This is a genomic window from Prochlorococcus sp. MIT 1201 (assembly GCF_047303415.1).
Classification (GTDB): Bacteria; Cyanobacteriota; Cyanobacteriia; order PCC-6307; family Cyanobiaceae; genus Prochlorococcus; species Prochlorococcus marinus_D.
This window is the reverse complement of record NZ_CP138947.1, coordinates 2,187,879-2,208,388: the sequence shown is the minus strand read 5'-3', so window position 1 is coordinate 2,208,388 and position 20,510 is coordinate 2,187,879. Positions and strand designations below refer to the sequence as shown.

Annotated in this window: 15 protein-coding genes; 10 read left to right on the top strand and 5 right to left on the bottom strand. The window is 49.2% G+C overall.

Going from position 1 to position 20,510, the window contains the following annotated elements:
• Positions 1–11 precede the first annotated feature (11 nt).
• The 3 genes from SIB41_RS10720 to SIB41_RS10710 all read right to left on the bottom strand — a co-directional run bounded on the left by SIB41_RS10720 (position 12) and on the right by SIB41_RS10710 (position 3,929).
• A complete protein-coding gene (locus tag SIB41_RS10720; RefSeq protein ID WP_413358855.1) occupies positions 12–1,334 on the bottom strand; it encodes a hypothetical protein in 1,323 nt (440 codons plus the stop codon).
• A 193-nt stretch (positions 1,335–1,527) separates the two neighbouring features.
• Positions 1,528–1,998, bottom strand: coding sequence for a hypothetical protein (locus tag SIB41_RS10715; RefSeq protein WP_413358852.1), 471 nt, complete (start codon positions 1,996–1,998; stop codon positions 1,528–1,530).
• 389 nt (positions 1,999–2,387) lie between these two features.
• Entirely contained in the window at positions 2,388–3,929 is a 1,542-nt protein-coding gene (locus tag SIB41_RS10710; protein ID WP_413358849.1) for a hypothetical protein, read from the bottom strand.
• 245 nt (positions 3,930–4,174) lie between these two features.
• Between SIB41_RS10710 and gatB the strand changes: the two genes are divergently transcribed.
• Entirely contained in the window at positions 4,175–5,575 is a 1,401-nt protein-coding gene (gatB, locus tag SIB41_RS10705) for an Asp-tRNA(Asn)/Glu-tRNA(Gln) amidotransferase subunit GatB (protein WP_413358847.1), read from the top strand.
• A gap of 159 nt (positions 5,576–5,734) precedes the next feature.
• Here the strand turns inward: gatB and coaE are convergent, their stop codons facing one another.
• Entirely contained in the window at positions 5,735–6,388 is a 654-nt protein-coding gene (gene coaE / locus SIB41_RS10700) for a dephospho-CoA kinase (protein WP_413358844.1), read from the bottom strand.
• On the opposite strand from coaE, the gene argJ reads away from it, so the two are divergent.
• From argJ to SIB41_RS10655, 9 genes are all read left to right on the top strand, one after another.
• Positions 6,387–7,670 (top strand): bifunctional glutamate N-acetyltransferase/amino-acid acetyltransferase ArgJ, encoded by a 1,284-nt coding sequence (gene argJ / locus SIB41_RS10695; RefSeq protein ID WP_413358842.1) that lies wholly within the window; start codon positions 6,387–6,389, stop codon positions 7,668–7,670. The genes coaE and argJ overlap by 2 nt on opposite strands.
• A gap of 291 nt (positions 7,671–7,961) precedes the next feature.
• Positions 7,962–8,207, top strand: a complete 246-nt coding sequence (locus tag SIB41_RS10690; protein ID WP_413358840.1) for a Nif11-like leader peptide family natural product precursor — start codon at positions 7,962–7,964, stop codon at positions 8,205–8,207.
• 151 nt (positions 8,208–8,358) lie between these two features.
• Positions 8,359–8,634, top strand: coding sequence for a Nif11-like leader peptide family natural product precursor (locus tag SIB41_RS10685; RefSeq protein WP_413358838.1), 276 nt, complete (start codon positions 8,359–8,361; stop codon positions 8,632–8,634).
• Between the two features lie 204 nt (positions 8,635–8,838).
• On the top strand, positions 8,839–9,075 hold the full coding sequence (locus SIB41_RS10680; RefSeq protein WP_413358835.1) for a Nif11-like leader peptide family natural product precursor: 237 nt from the start codon (positions 8,839–8,841) through the stop codon (positions 9,073–9,075).
• A gap of 146 nt (positions 9,076–9,221) precedes the next feature.
• A complete protein-coding gene (locus SIB41_RS10675) occupies positions 9,222–9,488 on the top strand; it encodes a Nif11-like leader peptide family natural product precursor (protein WP_413358833.1) in 267 nt (88 codons plus the stop codon).
• Between the two features lie 538 nt (positions 9,489–10,026).
• Positions 10,027–11,553, top strand: coding sequence for a TolC family protein (locus SIB41_RS10670; RefSeq protein ID WP_413358830.1), 1,527 nt, complete (start codon positions 10,027–10,029; stop codon positions 11,551–11,553).
• Positions 11,550–12,950 carry a hypothetical protein gene (locus SIB41_RS10665; RefSeq protein ID WP_413358828.1) on the top strand — a complete coding sequence of 467 codons (1,401 nt, stop codon included), beginning with the start codon at positions 11,550–11,552 and terminating at the stop codon, positions 12,948–12,950. The genes SIB41_RS10670 and SIB41_RS10665 overlap by 4 nt, the downstream gene beginning before the upstream one ends.
• Entirely contained in the window at positions 12,947–15,163 is a 2,217-nt protein-coding gene (locus SIB41_RS10660; protein WP_413358825.1) for an ATP-binding cassette domain-containing protein, read from the top strand. The genes SIB41_RS10665 and SIB41_RS10660 overlap by 4 nt, the downstream gene beginning before the upstream one ends.
• Positions 15,160–17,307 (top strand): ATP-binding cassette domain-containing protein, encoded by a 2,148-nt coding sequence (locus SIB41_RS10655; RefSeq protein WP_413358823.1) that lies wholly within the window; start codon positions 15,160–15,162, stop codon positions 17,305–17,307. Before SIB41_RS10660 ends, SIB41_RS10655 begins: the two co-directional genes overlap by 4 nt.
• Here SIB41_RS10655 and SIB41_RS10650 read toward each other — a convergent pair.
• Positions 17,297–20,503, bottom strand: a complete 3,207-nt coding sequence (locus tag SIB41_RS10650; protein WP_413358821.1) for a type 2 lanthipeptide synthetase LanM family protein — start codon at positions 20,501–20,503, stop codon at positions 17,297–17,299. The genes SIB41_RS10655 and SIB41_RS10650 overlap by 11 nt on opposite strands.
• Between the last annotated feature and the right edge of the window lie 7 nt (positions 20,504–20,510).

Genomic DNA, 20,510 nt, shown 5'->3' with positions numbered 1-20,510 from the left:
GAGTCGTGGTATCAGCGGAGAGTGTTGTTGGAGAAGCTATAGATGATCCGTCCGTAGTCACCTCCCTCATCAGTGTTGTTGACGCGGAGAGTCTTGGATTTGCTTTCACCAGGTCTCACGACCAGGAAGGGAACTCCGACAGGGCTGCCATTACGACGCACGCCGATTTTGCGGCCGTCCTTATCATTGCTGCTACAAGATATGCCCTCATAGAGCTCCATGGACACCCAGATTTTGGCGATACCGTTGCGAGCGACTTCGACACGGTCCCAGTCCTCAACGCGGACCTCACCACCAGCACAATGGCGAGGGCTATTGCTTTGGCCTGATGGCTTGAAAGCAGTAGCTGTTGCACCGCGCTCAACGTTCATGGTTTTGGATGTGGCGTAGTTTTTGTATTCATTGCTACCCCAGCTTTCGTCGTCTTTGATGCGGTAAGCCTTATTAAGCCTTAGCCGTTGTGATTGAGCGCTCGGTCTCGAAGACGTGCCGTTGCTGTTAGAGCTGAGGGGTACATTGACGATGATGTTGCCATTGCTGAAGTTGTAAGTGGTTCTCTGGCTCTGGGCGCCAGGAATTTGGCCTGAAAGACTTTTGAGCCTTTGTTGAATCATTCGATTCATCGATGGTAAGTATTGTTGAAAGACACTGTTGAGTCTTTCTCGAACTTTGCTGTTCATGAAGTTGTCGGGCAGAACATTTAGGCCTGTGCGAATAGACCAACGACCGCTGACTTCAATATTGGAGATATTTGACAAGGTCATGTTGCGCGTCAGTTGCAGATTTGCTGTAACCCTGCCGTTATCCCAGTGGAGGTCGGGGAAGCAGTTGTCGCACCAACTGCCGAAGTATTTGTCTTCAACTTGGAACTCGGTTCCCGAGCTCTCAAAGGCTGTGACGAGTCTGAACCCGGTCGGTGTTCCTCTAAGTGTCATGCTGCGACTATTGAGGTTGTCCGGCATGGCTTTTAGGTTTGGGGGGCCAGTTGGATTTTCATAAATATTGGGGATTCGCACAGTTGTTAAAGGGCTGTTGCTGCCAATCTTGTACCTTGCGTAGCTTTTCCCTTTGCTGTTGTAGAGCTTGAGGTTGCTTGCCCTGAGTTCAGATGCAATTAGGTTTGCAACACTTTGGGTAGAGCAGGTGATTCTGGCAGTAGTTCCCTGCAGACCAAGATTGCAGCCAGCGCGTTGGATGAGTTGAATTGCCTGTGCCCGTTGTGCGGGAGTGATGGCTTGAGCAGATGGTGCGTTAAGAAGATCAGAACTAGTGCTAATTCCGAGACAAAGCCCCATGCCAAGCAGTGAGGTTTTTTTGATTCTGGAGAATGCCATGATTCAAAAGTTTGAGGTTAGTAAGACCGACACATTTGCCGATGTGATAATTGTGTGGCAGTCTTGATAAGATCGATTGTGATAGAGGCCGCTCTGATGTGTGATTTAGATCAAGAAAGGAATTAATTAGGGTTTGCATAGAATAAATTTGTTGTACTGGATGACATTTTAGATTGATGGCAATTGGTGCTATTTAACGCAAGATATCAGCCATGCTTTGTCCAATAAGTTTGCTGAGGTGATTGCCAAGGGCATCATCTAGTTGGGCGCTGGTGCTGGGCTCGGATTCAGTGGCGAGGTCGTCCTCTAGGTAGCCATCTTCTTCGTAGTCGTCTACATCGTCATCATCTTGGTAGTTTTCTTCTACGAGTTCTTGATCTTCTGAGGAGATGCTTTCATCATCGATATCCGTCGCGTCACTGATTTCGATAATGTCTTGAGCATTGGACTCATTAAGGGAGAGGGAGTCTGGATTGCTGGCAATGTTGCTGCCAGGGATGGGGAGGCCGCTGATGTAGGTCATGTCAACAGCATTGCTTGCTATGAGCTGCTGAGTGTTTCGATCAAAGCAGTCGAAGGCAATGGTCATAGTCTCAGCCTCTGGAACGTTTATGCCGATTAAGGCCGAGGAGCCAAGTACAAGAGTGGAGAAGAAGCTTTTCATGGCTGAAAATCTGTGAGGAGTTGTCTGTGTTCTCTTGCTGGTGATGAATACAAGTTCACTCGTGATAGAGGCTGAGGAGTTGAGCCTTTTAGCTTGGATCTGTGAGGTTGATCACAGGCCAGTGCTGGCAATGGCTTTGGGTTGTGTTGAAGAAGCTAGGGCACAAACAAGCCCCCTTGGTGAGGGGGCTTGTTTCAATAAAGTGTCCTCGAAATGATTAGTACTTTGAACAGCCCAAAGGAGTGGTTTGTGCTTCTGAGGGATTAGCTTTGACTTGAATATGTTTGCTCAAATAGCAACCGGCATGGCTGTTTCTGCAAGGGCATGTGCTTAGGCACAGTCCCCTCTGAGGGAGGGGGACTGTGCCTGAACCATTGATGTTTGTGGTCTTACTTCAGCCAGAACTTCAAGGAGGCGTTTGGCCTACCTATAAAACACTGTTTGGTCATGCCATGGGATTGGATGATTGCTTTGGCCTGCACCATCTCAGCTTTTGAGGGGGATGAGAGTGGAGTTGCCCTGCCATCAGTGAGAACCCAACGGGAACCAATCTTCTGAATGCGCAGATTGCGAGTGTTGTAAGAGATGCAGTCATTGGGCCTCTTGCTGCTTGGGATGGAAGCGAAGCGAGGTACTTTGTTGTTGACCTTGAGATAGGTCATAGAAGGCCCAGGTCTGCCTACAAAGCAGGATTGATTGAAGCGGTAGCGGCGAATCAGATTAAGGGTCTCTTGTGCCTCAGTCTTTTTCTCTCCGAATGCAAAGAGAAGCTGATGTCCTTCGGTAATGGTCCAGCCTCCCCGGCCTCCTCGGTTCTGCAGTCGAAGGTTGCGATTGTTAAATGCCAGGCAGTCCTCACGGCGATTGCCTGAATTGCTGGAGCTACCTTCCCAAGATCTTTGAGGAGCTTCATTTGAATTCTGTTCGAATGCGGAGGCTGCTCTCTTCCTTGAATGTAGGTTTAACTTTACACCAATTTTGATGCAAAATCGTCCAGTATCAAATGCAGTTGGGTCTGTTGTACCGCATACTTCCTTTACCTTCTCAACACCAGGGGTAAGAGATTTAAATGGTATGTAAATCGTTTTTTGCTGTCCAACATCATCCTTGTCAAGACGCTTGATTCCATTCCAGAGATTCTTGAACAGTGTTGCCACTGAACTTATATCAACCGAGCCTGCTGCTGCTGTTGCTCCTCCTGTTTGATAAGCAGCATAGCCCTTTGCCGCCATAGGAATAGCTTCTTTAGTGAATTTGACCGCTGCTTTTCCAGCATCCCCATAATAAGTAGGAGACCTCATGCTCACGCGTACATTTTGAGCATTTCGAAGAAGCCCAGCTTGTACATTTCTTGCTGTACTTAAATACACTCTGTCAATATCACCTCTACGGCTATTGTCATGCTCCATCATATTAACTGAAAAAATAATACCTTCTGTGGTCCATCGATCTCGAGATAGTGGCACTACATAGTCTTTATTCGCATGAAGCTTATATGCAGAAGGCCTCTCTCTTTTTAGATCTACCCATCTACGTGTTTTTCTTTGACTGAATATACTGCCCATATTTCCTATCGTTTGCTTGGATATATTCACTCTAAAGAAGTCATCTGAGTCAGTGGCTAATGGGTGAACATCGATTCCCATGCCATCAATAATGGACCAAATTGGCAGGATGTAGTTCTCGTCTCCACTGACCTCGCTTGGATTTCTTACAGATCCACTAATAACGCGTGTAGTAAGTTTGTAGCAATTAGCATCATTAGGGCAAGTTGAATACTTTTGTCGCCGAGGATTTAGTGATTGGATGTCTTGCTGGCTGACATCAGCACTTGCTTTTGGAATGCCGCTAATTGTTGCTATGCCAGCAAGTGTCATGCTCGTAATGAGTGTTATTGAGGCCGCCCATTTAGGATTAATCTTTGCCATCATTTTTGGCGCTAATGGTTAGTTTGGTGTTTTTCTTTATGCCTAATTTAGGCATGCCTCAAGTTTATAAGGCTTTAAAGCATTCGAATAGTGATTAAGAATAGAGCTTGCTGTGATTTATATCACAGCAAGCTCTACGTAGTTTGGCCAAGAACACCTCTGAATATTTTTTCATGTTGCAATCAAAGTCATCCCAGGTAATTTGTTTTTTTGCTTTTTAACTGATCGAAATTAATTGGAGATCGGTAATGACAGTGGCCACCAGCTCGGATAACGGCGCATGGGAAGCCGTGATCGGTCTGGAGACACACGTGCAGCTAGGCACCAATAGCAAGATCTTCACATGCGCTTCCACGACCTTTGGCGATGACCCCAACACCCACATCGACCCTGTTGTGTGTGGTCTTCCCGGCACGTTACCGGTGCTTAATCAGATGGTGTTGGAATACGCGGTCAAGGCGGCAATGGCACTCAACCTCAATATTGCCGAGCACAGCAAGTTTGATCGCAAACAGTATTTTTATCCCGATCTACCGAAGAACTATCAGATCTCTCAATTTGATGAGCCGATTGCAGAAGAAGGCTGGATTGAGGTGGAAGTTGCGGAGAAGGGGAAGGACACTTACCTCAAGCGTATTGGCATCGAGCGTCTCCATATGGAGGAGGACGCCGGCAAGCTCGTTCATGCTGGCAGCGATCGACTCGCTGGCTCCACCCATTCCCTGGTGGACTACAACCGGGCCGGCGTGGCGTTAGCTGAGATTGTCAGTAAACCTGATCTGCGCACTGGTCGTGAGGCGGCGGAATATGCCTCGGAGATTCGCAGGATCATGCGTTATTTAGGGGTCTCTGATGGAAACATGCAGGAAGGCTCTTTGCGTTGTGACGTCAATATCTCCGTGCGCCAAGGGGCCGACGCTCCCTTTGGCACCAAGGTTGAGATCAAAAACATGAATTCGTTTTCGGCCATCCAGAAAGCTTGTGAGTACGAGATTCAGCGCCAGATCAAGGCCTATGAGGCCGGTGAAGCAGTGGTGCAGGAAACTCGCCTTTGGGATGAGGGCAAGCAACTCACCAAGAGCATGCGCTCGAAGGAAGGCAGCAGCGATTACCGCTATTTCCCGGATCCTGATCTAGGTCCGATTGAGGTGATTGCATCTGTACGTGAGGGTTGGCGTACTGAGTTGCCAGAGTTGCCGTCGGCGAAGCGTCATCGCTATGCCGAAGAGTTTGGTTTGTCGGTGTATGACGCCAGGGTGCTCACTGATGAGCATGTGATGGCGGAATACTTCGAGGCGGCCGTGGCGGCAGGTGCCGAGGCCAAGGGAGTGGCGAATTGGATCCAGGGCGATATTGCTGCTTACGTGAATGCCAATCGTCTTTCTTATTCTACGTTGCCATTGCGACCGGAGCAGTTGGCAGAGATGGTGCAACTGATCGATGGCGGCAAGATCAGCGGCAAGATCGCCAAGGAAATCTTGCCTGAGTTGCTGGAGAAGGGCGGCTCAGCGAAGGCGATTGTTGATCAGCGCGGTCTGGGGATGATCAGTGATCCGGCGGCTATCACAACGATTGTGGAGGAACTGTTGGCGGCTCATCCTCAGCAAGAAGTTGAAGGGTTGATAGCTGCTGTAGATCGGTTCAATTGAGCTCACTCGTCGATCATTAACTGTTCTGTTGCATGGCCAACCTTGGGGATGTTGAGGTGGTTAATGGTTAACACAAGCGATAGCGTTCATCACTGGTTATTGGATGAGCCTTGTTTGCTACCTGTAGTCATTAAGTGTTCTCATCTAGTTCATAGCTGCTTATTGCTGTTCTTGCCTGAGTGCTTGGTCTACAAACTGTTTCCAGCTGTTTGGCGAACCACTGTTGTCGATCACCAGATCGGCAAGATCTCGCTTTTGGCTCATTGGCCATTGAGCTGCGATTCGTCGCTCTGAGTCTTGACGCGACAGTTCGTCGCGATTCATCAATCGTTGGCATTGTTGAGTAGAGCTGCAATCCACTAACCACACTTCACTGCACAAATCAGTGAGCTTTGCTTCAAATAGCAAAGGGATCATCAGCACTACTGGTGTTGTTTCAGTAAGGAGAGCCAAGTCAGCCTCAAATCGCTGACGCACGATTGGATGCACGAGCTGCTCTAGCCAATAGCGCTCGGCGGCATCGTCAAACACGATCTTGCCTAGGGCAGAGCGATCGAGGCTGCTTTCATTGTTCTGGCTGCCTGCTGCCACGGCTTTGCCATATCGCTGCAGCACAGCCTTGGTTGCTGCGCTGCCAGGGGCTAGGGCCGCGCGGGCGTATAGGTCAGCATCGAGAAAAGTAAGGGCGTGTTGCTCAGCGAGGTAGTGGCCAACGCTGCTCTTGCCAGTGGCGATACCGCCAGTTAGGCCGATGCGTCGTTGTGATTTAGACCAAGGTGGCTGTAGCACCGTGCTAAGCGGCTCGGCAGTCATGATGAAGGTGGAGGATGTGTTTAGTTTGTCTCCTAAGGCCGTGAGCTCTGCGCTTGCTTCCCTTTGGCGCCCCATCCAAGGTGGTGTATCGGCCCCCTTGGGTTTTCAGGCTGCAGGGATAACGGCTGGATTGAAGGCCTCTGGTAAGCCGGATCTGGCTTTGCTGCTAGCTCCAGAAGGTGCTGTTTGTGCAGGGACGTTCACCACGTCATTGGTGCGTGCAGCTTGTGTTGATCTTTGTGTGGATCATTTGCAGGTTTGTGGTGGTACGGCACGGACTGTGTTGATTAATTCTGGCCAGGCGAATGCTTGCACCGGTGAACGCGGTTGGCTCGATAGCATTCGAGTCACTCAGGCTCTGGCTGATCGACTTGGGCTTCCAGTTGAGCAGGTTTTGATTTGTTCAACCGGTGTAATTGGTGTACCGATCCCGATAGACACTCTGCTTGCAGGCTTGGATACCCTTGTGGAAGCACTTAACGATGAGGGTGGTGCGGAAGCGGCCTGCGCAATCCTTACGACCGATTTAGTAGAGAAACAAGTTGCTCTCGAGGCAGAGCTTGGTGGGCGTTTAGTTCGCATCGGCGGGATGGCTAAGGGATCAGGAATGATCCATCCTGATATGGCAACGATGCTGGGCTATTTAAGTTGTGATGTCGGTGTTGCAGTAGATGTATGGCAAGCAATGCTGAAGCGGGTTGTTGATCGCTCCTTTAATGCGATTACGGTGGATGGTGATACCAGCACCAATGACTCTTGTCTGGCTTTTGCTGCTGGTGAACCTCTAGATCGAGAACATCTGCAGGCTTTAGAAGTTGGCCTTTTAGTGGCTGCCCAGCAGCTCGCCAAGGCCATCGCTCGTGATGGTGAAGGTGCAACCTGTTTGTTGGAGGTTCATGTGGAGGGTGTTGCGAGCGATGTTGAGGCCTGCTGCATCGCACGCACGATTTGTGGCTCTTCTTTGGTAAAAACGGCAGTACATGGCCGTGACCCCAACTGGGGGAGAATCGTCGCGGCTGCAGGGCGTGCTGGTGTGGACTTCGATCCTGCAGCCGTAGCACTTTGGTTGGGCCCTCATCAGTTAATGGAATTTGGTCAGCCGTTGTCTTTTGATCGGATAGCTGTATCTCGCTATATGCAAGAGCGGGTTGATGGCGCTTATTTAAGTGATGACATAGTGAGGATTCGTTTGGTTGTTGGTGATGGGGCTGGCGATGGCATGGCTTGGGGCTGCGACCTTTCGGATCAATATGTGCGCATCAACGCCGATTACACTACGTAGTGTAAAAAGCTAGTGCTAGCAGTAGATTACAGCGATCACTATCTTCTGTTAGCGCAATGTTAGCACTTGTAAAAGACGTAGTGCTCATTGGTTCCTTTGCTCTGGTGGGCACGACTCAACGCACCTTGCTCGCCCTAACAGATCACGTCTCAAAGAAATAGCCGTGCGTTGCAGAGGGACTATGGGGACAATGAGGCCCGCTTCCGATCGTTAAATGGCGTGAAAGATTTGTGTGATTTTTCTCTCTGTCTCCTGCTGACTGCTAAATATAAAACATAAATCTAAAATCCAATGTCAGAAGAGCAACTGAAGGCATTCATCGCCAAGGTTCAAGCCGATACTTCATTGCAGGAACAGTTAAAGGCTGAGGGTGCAGACCCTGTTGCTATTGCCAAAGCTGCAGGCTTCTCCATCACCACAGAAGACTTAGAAAAAGAGCATCGCCAAACCCTGTCTGATGATGATCTGGAAGGTGTGGCTGGGGGTTTTTTCTGTGTGCAGGGTACTGCTAACCGTTTTACTATCAATGTGTGCTGATCCAATTTTAACCTGTGACTTGAAAGGCTGTATTTACACACTCAAAGCCCTCAAGGGGCTTTTTATTTCTTCAATGACTTCCCTATTCGCTTAAAACGGCATCCGATACCTATCACCTTAAACTTACATACAACAACCAATTTCCAATCCCATGTCAGAAGAGCAACTGAAGGCATTCATCGCCAAAGTTCAAGGCGATACTTCACTGCAGGAACAGTTAAAAGCAGAAGGAGCTGATGTTGTAGCTATTGCTAAAGCTGCTGGTTTTATAATTACGGAAGCAGAGCTCAAAGCAGGGAATAATGCAGGAGCGAGAGAGCTGACGGACAGTGAGCTTGAGAGCGTAGCCGGTGGAGCTGGAGACATCGACAGTGTGGGGTATTGCACCGTTCCTGACCAGGGGTGTGCAATGTGTTGGACTGCTTAAATGGCACTAGGCTGTCATGGTACACGGATGCTCACTGCTAATAAAGCTTTTCCACACATCTTTTTAAGTTAGCTTTGGAGTTTACCCAGCAAAGCTCATGCTAATAAAGGGCTTTTTCTTTCTTCAACGACTTCCATATTCGCTTAAAACGGCATCCGATACCTGGCACTTTAAACTTACAAACAACAACCAATCTCTAAACTAATGAGCGAAGAACAACTCAAGGCATTCCTTGCCAAGGTTCAAGCAGACACTTCACTGCAGGAACAGCTCAAAGCAGAAGGTGCTGATGTTTTAGCTATTGCTAAGTCTGCTGGATTCTCGATTACAACAGAAGACTTAAAAGAGCATCGCCAAAATCTGTCTGATGACGATCTGGAAGGTGTGGCTGGGGGCCTTCACAGAGATGGATGGATGGGCACTGTTGGGGCCTGGTGCTGAAACGGGCCCATAATCGGAACGGCCACAGCCTACACACTCAAAGCCCTCAAGGTGCTTTTTATTTCTTCAATGACTTCCCTATTCGCTTAAAACGGCATCCGATACTGGCACCTTAAACTTACAAACAAGAACCAATTTCCAATCCCATGTCAGAAGAGCAACTGAAGGCATTCATCGCCAAAGTTCAAGGCGATACTTCACTGCAGGAACAGTTAAAAGCAGAAGGAGCTGATGTTGTAGCTATTGCTAAAGCTGCTGGGTTTGCGATTACCACTGAAGACCTAAAAACTCATCGCCAAAATCTGTCTGATGATGAGCTTGAAAATGTGGCTGGAGGCATCCAAAAAAACTACCAATGTAGCGTCACATTCTGGGCCTGCAAAACCAATTATAGTATTGATTGCTGTTCATGACTGCTAATTTTTAAGCCTACACACTCAAAGCCCCTCAGGGGCCTTTTTGTTTCTTGAATCACACCCAAAAGCTCGCAAATTAGCCTTCAATACCTGGCGACATCTTACCTCTACGAGGCCCAGATAAGCATGAATTCAATCTAAGCGAACCCTGGTATTATTAACTTAATGCTGCAATATTAACTGCCAACTCCTCGCCTCTAACTCACATTTTTTGCCCTGAGGCAACCCTCCTAACTTGAACTAAATATCACCATCCCTCATTCCATTATCCCTGTCAGGTTTTAGGGTAACTTGATGTCATTGCTAAGGCATTTAATTGAGCCTTATGCCACAATCTACGGAGTTTCTGATAGCCTGCAGAGGCTGACCAATGCAATACAGCGTGTCATGCTAATTCCAGAATTAGTTCAATAGTCTATAATATGACTAATATGACTCAAATTCCATTAAGCACCTAGTTCGTAATCTGTAGATGTCAATTCTGCACTCCTTGCTCACTACGACTGCAGTTTTACAGCTGGCTGGATTTTGGATTGTGCCACAAAGCCTTGCGCAGACATCGAAATCAAATGAAATTTTAGCTAGCAAAAATGCCAATTATGATTCAACGCATTTAGCCAATGAATTGAACAGGTTGCAGAATATTGTGAAGCAAAATAGTGTGCCCATTAGCCTTGACAAAGCTATTGTTATTGGGATTACTAATAATCCAGAACTGCTTCAAGCATTTGGCTCGATTCAGCAATACGAATGGTCTTTGATTGCTGCACAAAGACGCTGGTATCCTCAATTACAATTATCCAATGGATCTCCATTCATTGGTTACAGCTGGGGAACTTACATTAACAATCAATATGGCATGCGTGGAAACAGAGATTCATCAACCACTCTAAGCTCTAACTCACTCTATTCAACAAAGAAGAACCAATCATTTCTACTCCAGCCTGGAGCGATAGTGAGCTGGAACTTCATTGATCCAACGCGAAAGCCTGATATCAACGCAGTATCTGAATCACTCAAGCAACAAAAATTACTTTTTAATGTAAGCACCCGTAGCCTCATCCTCAACCTTCAGCAGAGCTACTACGGCATTCAAAGTGGCCAACAGCTCATTAACAGCTTTAAACAGATTTATGAGATTAATAAACAACAACTCAAGATGCTAGAAGCTCAAAAAAATATCGGGATGGCGACTGTGCTTGATGTTGAGCAAACTAAGTCTCAGCTTTTTACTCAGCTCAGCCAACTAGTTAGCTATACCCAGGAATACATCAAGCAAACTGCTTTATTAGCAGAATACCTAGCACTACCACCAGGACAACTCGCCATCCCTAGTGATCCAGCCGCTCTGGCAGGGAGTTGGAGTGAAACCCTTCAAGAAACCCTCAAAAATGCACTCCAGCAACGTGAAGAGATTCTTGCCAGTCTTGCTGCCGCTGAATCAGCTCAATGGAGAGGTATAGCCTCTATACGCAGCTACTTGCCGGTTTTTCAACTTATTGGAACTGGATCACTTAACTCCAGCAATGGTTACCCATACGTCCCTGTCGATGATGATCCTGGGAGCGCTTACCATTGGACTCGCACGTGGACAGCTACTGTCGGGATAGGCTTCTCATGGTCTTTGTTCGATGGCGGCATTAATGCAGCCAATGCTCAATCTTTTTATGCGCAGAGCCGTCAACAAAAAGCCCAAGCAGCACAAACGGAACTAACTGTTGTTCGTCAAGTACGAAACAGCTTTGCTGAAATGCAAACATCACGCATAGCCATTGCGAGTGCCCAAAGGGCTTACGAAAGTGCAAAGCTTGCGCAAGAGGTCGCTCGAGTGCGCTGGGCTGCTGGGGTAGGTGACATCACCAGCGTTGTACAGACGATTCAACAGCTATCTATAGCTTCACAACAATCCTCGCAAGCGATACTTAGCTACAATAATGCTGTTGCTGAACTCTATCGCTACTCAGCAACATGGCCTGGTAGTACAGAGAAGGATGTACAGATGCGTTTAAGAATGATGCGTAATCCATCGAGTAATCCTAAAAACTCCTCTCTAATGCCTTGACTAATCCCTTTAACAAACGCGCTTTGGAAAAGCGCCATCAAGTTTGTGATCGCAACCCACCAATTACATTATTGACGCCACCTTTAAAGGCTACTTTGGGGATGGGTCTGCTGATTGCCATTGGCGGAGCTCTGTGGGCCACCTTTGCACGTATACCCTTGAGTGTAGAAGGCACAGGTGTGCTACTTCCAGTTAGTACAATTAATAGCAGCATCAGCGGTACCAACGGCAATGTTGTTTGGATGTTTAATCAACCAAAGCAGCAATGGCATCTATCAGCCAGACGTTTCCAAAATCGGCCTTATCAGTTCAATAATCGCCAAATGACTGAGCTGGCGAAACAGATCCTTATTGCCATCGATAAAATATCAGAAAAGATATCAATCGCTGAGAATTCATCTGCTGAAAATTTTACAGATAAACTTAATCAAAGCTTTCATGGAGAGAAAATCCCAGCAGGCAAGCTAATGCTTTGGATTCAATCATCTGCTCAGCATGAGCAGCTCCATAGTCAACTTGACCAACTCAAGAGAACACTCCGCGATACCCTGGCTCAACAGAACAATATCAATTCTAAACAATCAATCCTTCGTGAAGAACTCGCTAGACGTTCCTCTTACCTTGCCCAGATGCAAAGCCTTGAAAGCAAGGGATATGTGACACGTGCAACGATTCTACAGGAACAAGCTCAGGTTGATAATCTTCGCACTCAGATTTACAGCAACAAAAATGAGTTAATTCAACTTGCCAATCAACTGGATCAGTCTTATCAGAAATTGGGCAATACCCTTTCTAATCTTATTAATCAGGAAATGATCTTTGCCTCGCATGATGTTTATTTGACCCAAGTCATCCCAAACAATGGTGAAAGTGTCAGCAAGGGCCAAGTTGTACTGCAATTGAGTGATGATTCGCTCAAAGGTCCCAGACTCGTGCCAGTGTTTCTCGGCTCCAAGGAAATGGCCCAGGTGTTCCCAGGCATGGATGCTCTAGCTACTCCAGAGGGTTATAAACGCTCGGAGGTTGGTGGCATCCGTGGGCGCGTGGTGTCGATGGCCCAAGTGCCAAGCGGGCTTGAAGATGTTAGTGCCCGAGTAGGCCTGAAATCGCTGGCCCAAGTGATCACAAATCGCGAGCCGTCTCCAACCCTTGCAGTCGTGGCGCTTGAGCGCACTGGAAAGACCTCCCCCTTCAATAGCGGTGGTTACCGCTGGAGTTCAAAGGGGGATCTGCCATTCCCTCCGACCCCCGGTGATCGCCTTTCTGTGCAGATCACCACCCGGCACGTTGCTCCTATCGAAATGGTGCTTCCTAGTGTCCGCTATTTCTTTGGAATGAGTCCGCCAGATAGCCCGAATCAGCTAACTAGCGACAACAAACAAAAAATCAACGAATGAAGAAACTGCAGCGGAAGCGTGTCAAGGCTCAAGCACGGCTGCAATACGAAGCAGCTGAATGTGGCGCCGCTTCGCTTGCCACGATTCTCGCTTACTTTGGCCGTATTGTTGAACTGAGCGAGCTGCGTTTGGCCTGCGGCGTCAACCGCGATGGTTCTAATGCCAAGCAAGTACTTAAGGCTGCTCGTGATTACGGTCTCACGGCAAATGCCTATCGCAGCTCAGGAGAAACTCTCAGTAGTGAAGGCCGCTTCCCATGCATCGTCTTTTGGGGCTTCAATCACTTTCTAGTGGTTGAAGGGTTTGACGATAACCACGCCTACCTCAGTGATCCTGCTCAGGGTCGGGTGCGGGTGGAGATGGAGGAATTCCTTGATAACTTCACTGGCATCGTGCTCGAGTTCGAACCCGGGCCTGAGTTCCGCACTGGCGGCAGTGAGCGATCGCCACTGTTGAGTCTGCCCGCCAAGCTTCGTCCATACATCAGATCTTTGCTTCAGCTGCTTTGCGTAGCTAGCGCCCAAGCGGTGTTCGGCCTTTTGGTTGCTGGCTTCACTTCGGGCTTCATCGACAACTTTCTACAGAATCAGCGACTCTATTTCGGCATTCCAATTCTTTGGTTGCTGCTGCTCACCGTTCTTGGCTGGTTGGCGGTGCTCAGTATTTACTACTTGATCCTACGAAGGATGGAGCTGTTGCTCTCCAAAAGACTGACTGCCGATTTATTCCGCAAGCTTTTTCAAGTGACCTTCGGGTTTTATCAGACCCGTTTTCAGGGTGAAATTGCTAGTCGCATGCTACTGGGCATGCAAACCACGCAGGTCGTGATTAGCAACTTGCTGCGTTTTCTTTTGAGCCTCTGGACCAGTGTTCTGATGTTGACCGTGGCTTTGTTTATCTCAATCTGGCTAGCGCTTTTGGTGCTGGTCGTGATGGGCGCCAATCTTCTTCTTAACTGGTGGTTAACTCAGCAGCGCTACGACGCCAACCGTAAACTCGCCCTGGAGCAGGGCAAGGCTCAGGGTAAGGGACTGCAAGGGATTAACAACATCGAAACAATCAAGGCTTCTGGCCTGGAATTTGACTTCCTGAGCCAATGGCAAGGCAGCTTTGGCAACGTGGTGATTCAGAACCAGCTGCTTGGTTCACAGATGGCTATGGCCACAGTCTCTGCTAGCGGCAGTAGCTTTCTGCTCAATGCTTTGATTATCACTGTCGGAGGGTTGCTGATTATCGCTGGCAAGATGTCACTTGGAACCTTAGTGGCGTTTCAATTTTTGCAAGGTCAGCTCACTGCTCCGATCTCTTCCCTTCCACAACTGAATGCCAGTATTCAGAGGCTAATTGGCGATCTTGCACGTCTCCAAGATCTTGACAAAAGTGAAGATGACCCGTTGGTACGCAGTTTCGCGATGAGTGAAACCACTGCCTTAGGGGTTGAAGACGAAACATCTAACGAGGCTAAACGCCTCGAGGGGATGATCGAGTTACAACAAATTAGCTATAGCTTTGATGTCAATTCCCCTCCTTTCATTGATCAACTTGATCTAACGATCCCAGCGGGTTCTCAGTTAGCAATTGTGGGCGGTAGTGGTTGTGGAAAAACCACTCTCATTCGTTTGCTGGCTGGCCTTTATCAGCCCAGTGGCGGCACTCTTTTATTTGATGGAAAACCCTGGCAGGAGCATGGCGATCGAGTAATGCGTAACAGCTTGGCCTATGTGCCGCAGCAGGTGTTTGTTTTTAACGCCTCCGTGCATGACAACATCACCCTTTGGAACCCTGTCTATGGGCTGGAAGATCTCGAGACTGCAGCTAACGATGCCCAGGTGTTGGATACGATCAGAGCACATCCAAAAGCGTTCCAGCGGGTACTTCGTGACAACGGAAGCGATCTCAGTGGGGGAGAAAGGCAGCGATTGGAACTTTGTCGGGCACTGCTGCGAAAGCCGAAGATTCTCTTGTTGGATGAAGCGACCAGCGCCCTTGATAACGCCACCCAGACTCGAGTGCTCGATGCTCTCAAAGCTCGCCGTTTGACGACGGTGAGCGTGGCCCACCGCCTCGATGCAGCTCTACGTAGTGATCAGGTCATGGTGATGCAAGACGGCAAAGTCATTGAAATCGGTTCTCCCAAGGATCTTTTGACTAGACAAAGCGCTTTTCAGGCCTTGGTGCAATCCGAACAGCAGAAGAGTGAAGTGAGCGCATGACGACTAATCCAGGCCGTGAGGCCTTGCTGCAAGCAAGAGCACTTGAGGAGGAGCTGCTGTTCAGCGATACCCCCGAGAATGAAGGGCAAATCGAGCTTCGTCTACTTGGCTTTTGTATGGCGAAGCTCGGAAGACGTCAAAAACGATTGGAGCCACTTTCTGGCGCCTCCATCGAAAAGCTTCTGAATTTCAATGATATTCATCACCGCAAGATTGAGTTGCCACGTGACCCGAACCAAGCGGAATATCCATTACTGGTTGTCTTTGATGCTGAACACAACACTCCCTTCGCTCTTTATAGACATAGAGGTCAAAACTGGCTTTATGACCCGCAGGATGAGAGTCATCAGCTGTGTGATTCGAACCTGAAACTTGCTGCAACTGCTTATGAGGTTTACCCCTCTTTACCGGAAACCGTTTTAGGTCCGCTGGCTGTGTTGCGTTTCGCTTTTGCTACCGAACTCGGAGCTCTAACAGCCCTGGTGATCACCTCTGCGGTGGTGATGTTGTTTACTCTTTCGATTCCGATGCTCACCAATCTGCTGGTGAACAGAATTCTTCCTCAAAGTGATCAGAAGTTGCTTTTTCAGGGCGTGACGGTTGTCGTTTTGATTGTGATTGGCTCAATGGCCACTGAGTTTCTGCAGAGCCTGATGCTATTGCGCTTGGAGAGCATTGCTGATTTGCGTCTGCAATCTGCAGTTTGGGATCGGCTGATGCGCTTGCCGATGAGCTTCATCAGCAAATACACCACAGGCGACCTCGCCTCTAGAGTGACTTCGATCAGTCAGTTGCGTCAACTGATTGGCAATGGTGTGCTATCAACCCTGCTTTCCAGCCTCTTTGCCATCAGCTTTTTTGTGCTGATGTTCGTCTACGACAACCAGCTGGCGCTATGGGCCAGCGCCTTTACTCTTGTTGCCATCATCTGCCTGCTTTGGATCACTTGGCGCTCGATCCAATTGCAATGGCCATTACTAGAAAGTGGCGCAGAGATCACAAATTTTTCCCTGCAAGCTGTTATGGGCATGCCCCAGATCCGCAGCGCTGGCAGTGAGCCTTACCTATTGGTTCGCTGGCTAAGAGAGATCAATCACTATGCATCCTTGCAATTACGCAGCAACGTCTATAGCGATGCGATGGAGCAATACGGAACCTTGGTCACCCCCTTGGCCAGTCTTTTCATGTTCGCCGTGGTGACCTCTCAGGTTTTGAATAGCCCCAGCGAAATTAATTTGAATCAAACAATGGTGGCATTTATTTCTTTTAATGCTGCGTTTTCTGGCTTCAACGGCGCACTAACCGGTGCGGTGAATCTTCTGGCTAACGTGGCTGGACGTGCAGCTGTTCTTTGGCGGCGGGCTGAACCAGTGTTGTATGCAGATATTGAAAAGGGGTATCAACCTGAGGCGATCTATCACAGCTTGCGGGGCGAATTTCGACTGCGGGGTATTTCCTACGAGTTTCCAGAAAGTAGTGAGCAATTATTCAACAGCCTCACTCTCACTATTCCAGCTGGTCAACACACGGCAATTACTGGTGCAAGTGGCTGCGGAAAAACAACATTGGTCCGCATGCTGCTTGGCTTCGTTAGCCCCCAGGCCGGAGAACTTTTGGTAGATGGCATCCCGCTGACGCAATTAGCAATCCGGGCCTACCGTCGTCAGCTCGGGGTGGTGATGCAGACAGCAAGACTCAATTCCGGATCCATCTATGACGTCATCTGCGGCGGAGTGGGGCGCAGCGAAGATGAAGTTTGGCAAGCGCTTGAACAAGCTGCTTTAGCTGATGAAGTGCGGGCGATGCCAATGCAATTGGAAACGTTGTTAAGCGATTCCGGTGGCAATCTCTCTGGAGGGCAAGTGCAACGGATTGCGATTGCTCGCGCCCTGATCACCCAACCGAAGGTTCTGATCATGGATGAAGCAACCAGTGCGTTAGACAATCGCTCCCAGGAGCGGATCACACAAACGATCAAGGAGCTGGGCATGACCAGGATCAGCATTGCCCACCGTTTGAGCACGATCCAGCAGGCTGACCAGATCGTGGTGCTGGACAGAAATCAACCGCAACAAGTCATGTCAGGCACGTGGGATGAGCTTAAAGGCCATGGCTATCTGGCCAGTATGTTGGCTAGTCATTGAGCACAGGCCAGAGCCCAGCGCTGATCAGTTGAGATACGACAGCTCTTGATGGATCATCCTCGAGCAGCGCTAATCCCATCCCGCTTAAGCCTGTGAAGAAGCCCGGCAGTACAAGTGATCCTTCTTTTGTGCCGAAGCATCGCAGCTTGACCGGTTCAGCTGAGCAGCGTTGTAAAGCTTGCAGGCGGTACTGAAAAGCCACGTCTTGGCAATGAGATCTGAGCTGGTTGTCAATCGGCCAAGGGCCTGCAGAAAGCATCTCTAGCAAGACCATCAAACCCAGTGATCCGCAGCAAAGATGATCCGTCGAAACAGCACTGACAGCTGCTGTGGTTTGCAAGCCAATCCCTATCTCCTTGGTGCACTCTTCATCCCAAAGAGCCGTACCCCACAGACAGGCTCGGCCAAGGGCAATACCCGGGGCCCCATGGCACCAGCTAGCCATGAAGCTTGGTTCATCAGAATCTGAGTCTCTACCAATGTGGCGGTAATCAGGCCAATTGCCCGCGTCTTTATTGAAGCGAGCCCGCTCATAAGCCAGTGCAGCTGCGGCAGCTGTGCGGTAGCGCTCATCACCGGAGAAAGCATGTAGGTGAGCAAGAGCTGCCGCATAACCGGCTACACCATGGGAGAAGCCCAAAAGTGCTGGCTTGCTTGACGATGAGCTCCAGGCACCTTCTTCATTTTGCTGCGTGATGAGCTGGTCACCAGCACGCAAAGCCAACTGCATCGCTGATTCCGTTCCCAGCTGCACCAGCGGTCCAATCAAGCCTGCGCAACCACCAATCACATCCAGTTGCTGATCAGCCTCGATGAAACGCGGTAGAGCTGCCGAGAGCAGACTATTGGTTATCACCTGCTCGCCTTGTAGAGCAAGAGCCAACAGGGTGCCACCACAGCCACTTAACCCCAGTGGCTGATCACGCCACCAGCGCCGACGACCATCGTCGATGCGTTGATCAACAAGTGCAACCAGTGGTTCCAGGATTGCAGCCTGAATGGCTTCGGCATCCATCACTGAAACCTGCAGTGCTTGCAAGCGCTGCAGCAATTGGGCAATTCCTATGGATCCACCATAAAGCGATAGACCAACAGGTCCAAAGGAAAAGCTCTCGCCATCAGCCCCCAGGTCCATACCCAGCCACTCCACCTGCCCCTGCGAGCCGCGAATCGCCAATTCCAAAAGGCGATGGGCGATACGCGTTGCTGCCTCCAGACTCGTCTCAGCCGATGTCGACATCAGCGCCTCAGATGTCGCAGGGGATTCAATGGTTGGTGAACTCTCGAGAGACGTGCGCAGCTGACGTGCTTCGACGGCACCACGAATCAGGCGGAGTTGAAAAGCAATCTCATCGGCATCCAGATTTCGCAATCGCTCATAAGCGGCCGCTAAACCGCTGGTTTGGATAAAGCCGGGTAATTCTTGCTCCAATCCGTCGAGTTGCAGGGCATCAGCATCAATGAGATGAGTGAAGAAAGGAATATCCAATTGCTGCATCTGCTTGACTTCTGCTGCAAAAATTTGCCAGTGATGAGGCTTTGATTCGGCGAGCAGAAAACTACGTGCTAGCTGTTCGAGTTTGAGCGCCTGCGCAAGCGAAGAACGCAAAGCAGCTGGCTCTAACTGCTGACGTTGAATGGTGAAATACACACGCGTGGCTCGCAACACAATCCGGCGTGGTAGTCCTGCAAAGTGAGCCAATACTCCATCGACATCTAGCCAGCGATTGCGGAGCTTGATGATCGCCTCACTTTGAATTGAGAACCCTTCACAGAAGTCTTCCAGAAACCGATCAAATGGATTAACACCTGTGATTCCCACTGGCAAACTTGTTGGGATTTCAACAGGCTGGCTAACACGACCAGGCATCATCCCGTCGCTGTTGAACCCAAGCCAGCCGGGAGCAATTCTGTCGGGTTTATTCGGCGGCGACATGCCAAGAGCGCTGATGTCAAATGCCTGTTTGGATTCTCCAAGAAACATCCATTGCGGTAGTAGACCGGAACGCAAAACAGAACGCTGAAACTGTTTTTGCAGAGTGGAAGGCTCGGGTTGAGCTGTCGTTGAGGAAGCGTCGCTGATGTGATCAGGAAGATCAGCTTCCAACAATGTTTCGGTATCGATCAGAAGTAACTGATCACCGCAGGCAATCAAATTCTCGTGATGGCAGTCAGTACAACCTAGTAGATGCAGTAAGGCGGTTAGTCGACCGGCATTAAAATAGAAATTGGTTAGTTCTTGGTCATTAGCGCAAACGTGATGAACTACATACTCCATATAGCCATAGCCGTCGCCGTTGTGGATGGCAAGAGTGCGCAACGGTGGTAGATCACTGTGGGTATTTAGATCAGCCAAGGTGGCCTGATAAGCCGCATCTACAGCCATGTCTTTGGGCTTGTACACCACATGCATGGAGGAGTGATCAGTGGAATTGGGATCAGCAAATCCCAAAACTGCGACTGCACGGCCACCGCGGTGGGGATCACTCAAGCCCTGCTTGATGGTTTTGAGATGGTGCTTGCAGGGAATCGCAAAGCGTTGCTGAAGGACTGTGCGATCGGCACAGATGCGTTGCAGCATCTCCAGACTGCCTTGAAACCAAAGTGAAAGAACCGTGCCGATTAGGCGCCCAAGGACAGGAAATTCTTTGAGCAATGCTGCTAAGCCATTGCGACGATGGGATTGGATGAATCGCTCGTAGTGTTCACGCACTGGTGGCCCTGATCCATCTCCAGTCGCACCCAGGTGCGCAAGCAGCATCGTGCCTGGTGTGCGTTCCTTATTGAAGGCTTCCCATAACACTTGATCACCAAGAGAACAGAGTCGATCAAGCAAACTGTCAGCTAGCTGATCAAAAATTTCATCAGTAAGGCCAGCGCTATCTGAAGCAAAGACTTCTCTGAGTTTCGCTGCTGAATGGCAACGAACTGGCCACCACAGGTCAATAAAAGGGTGCTTGAAATTATTATCAACGGGCAACAGGGGCAAGTCCCAGGCATTTTTCAAAGCCTCAAGCGAATCTTGCAGAGATTCCTGAGCAGAAGGTGCATCTTCATGCAGGAAAACATGTTCTTTGTTTAGCGCCGCATAAAAGTCATCCTCCGTGATGGCATCCCATTGCAGGCGCCGTTCGAATTTGTGTGGCTCATCAGGAGCAACAGCTTCCAACCAAAGGGTTTTCCAGTTTGACTTCACTATGCTG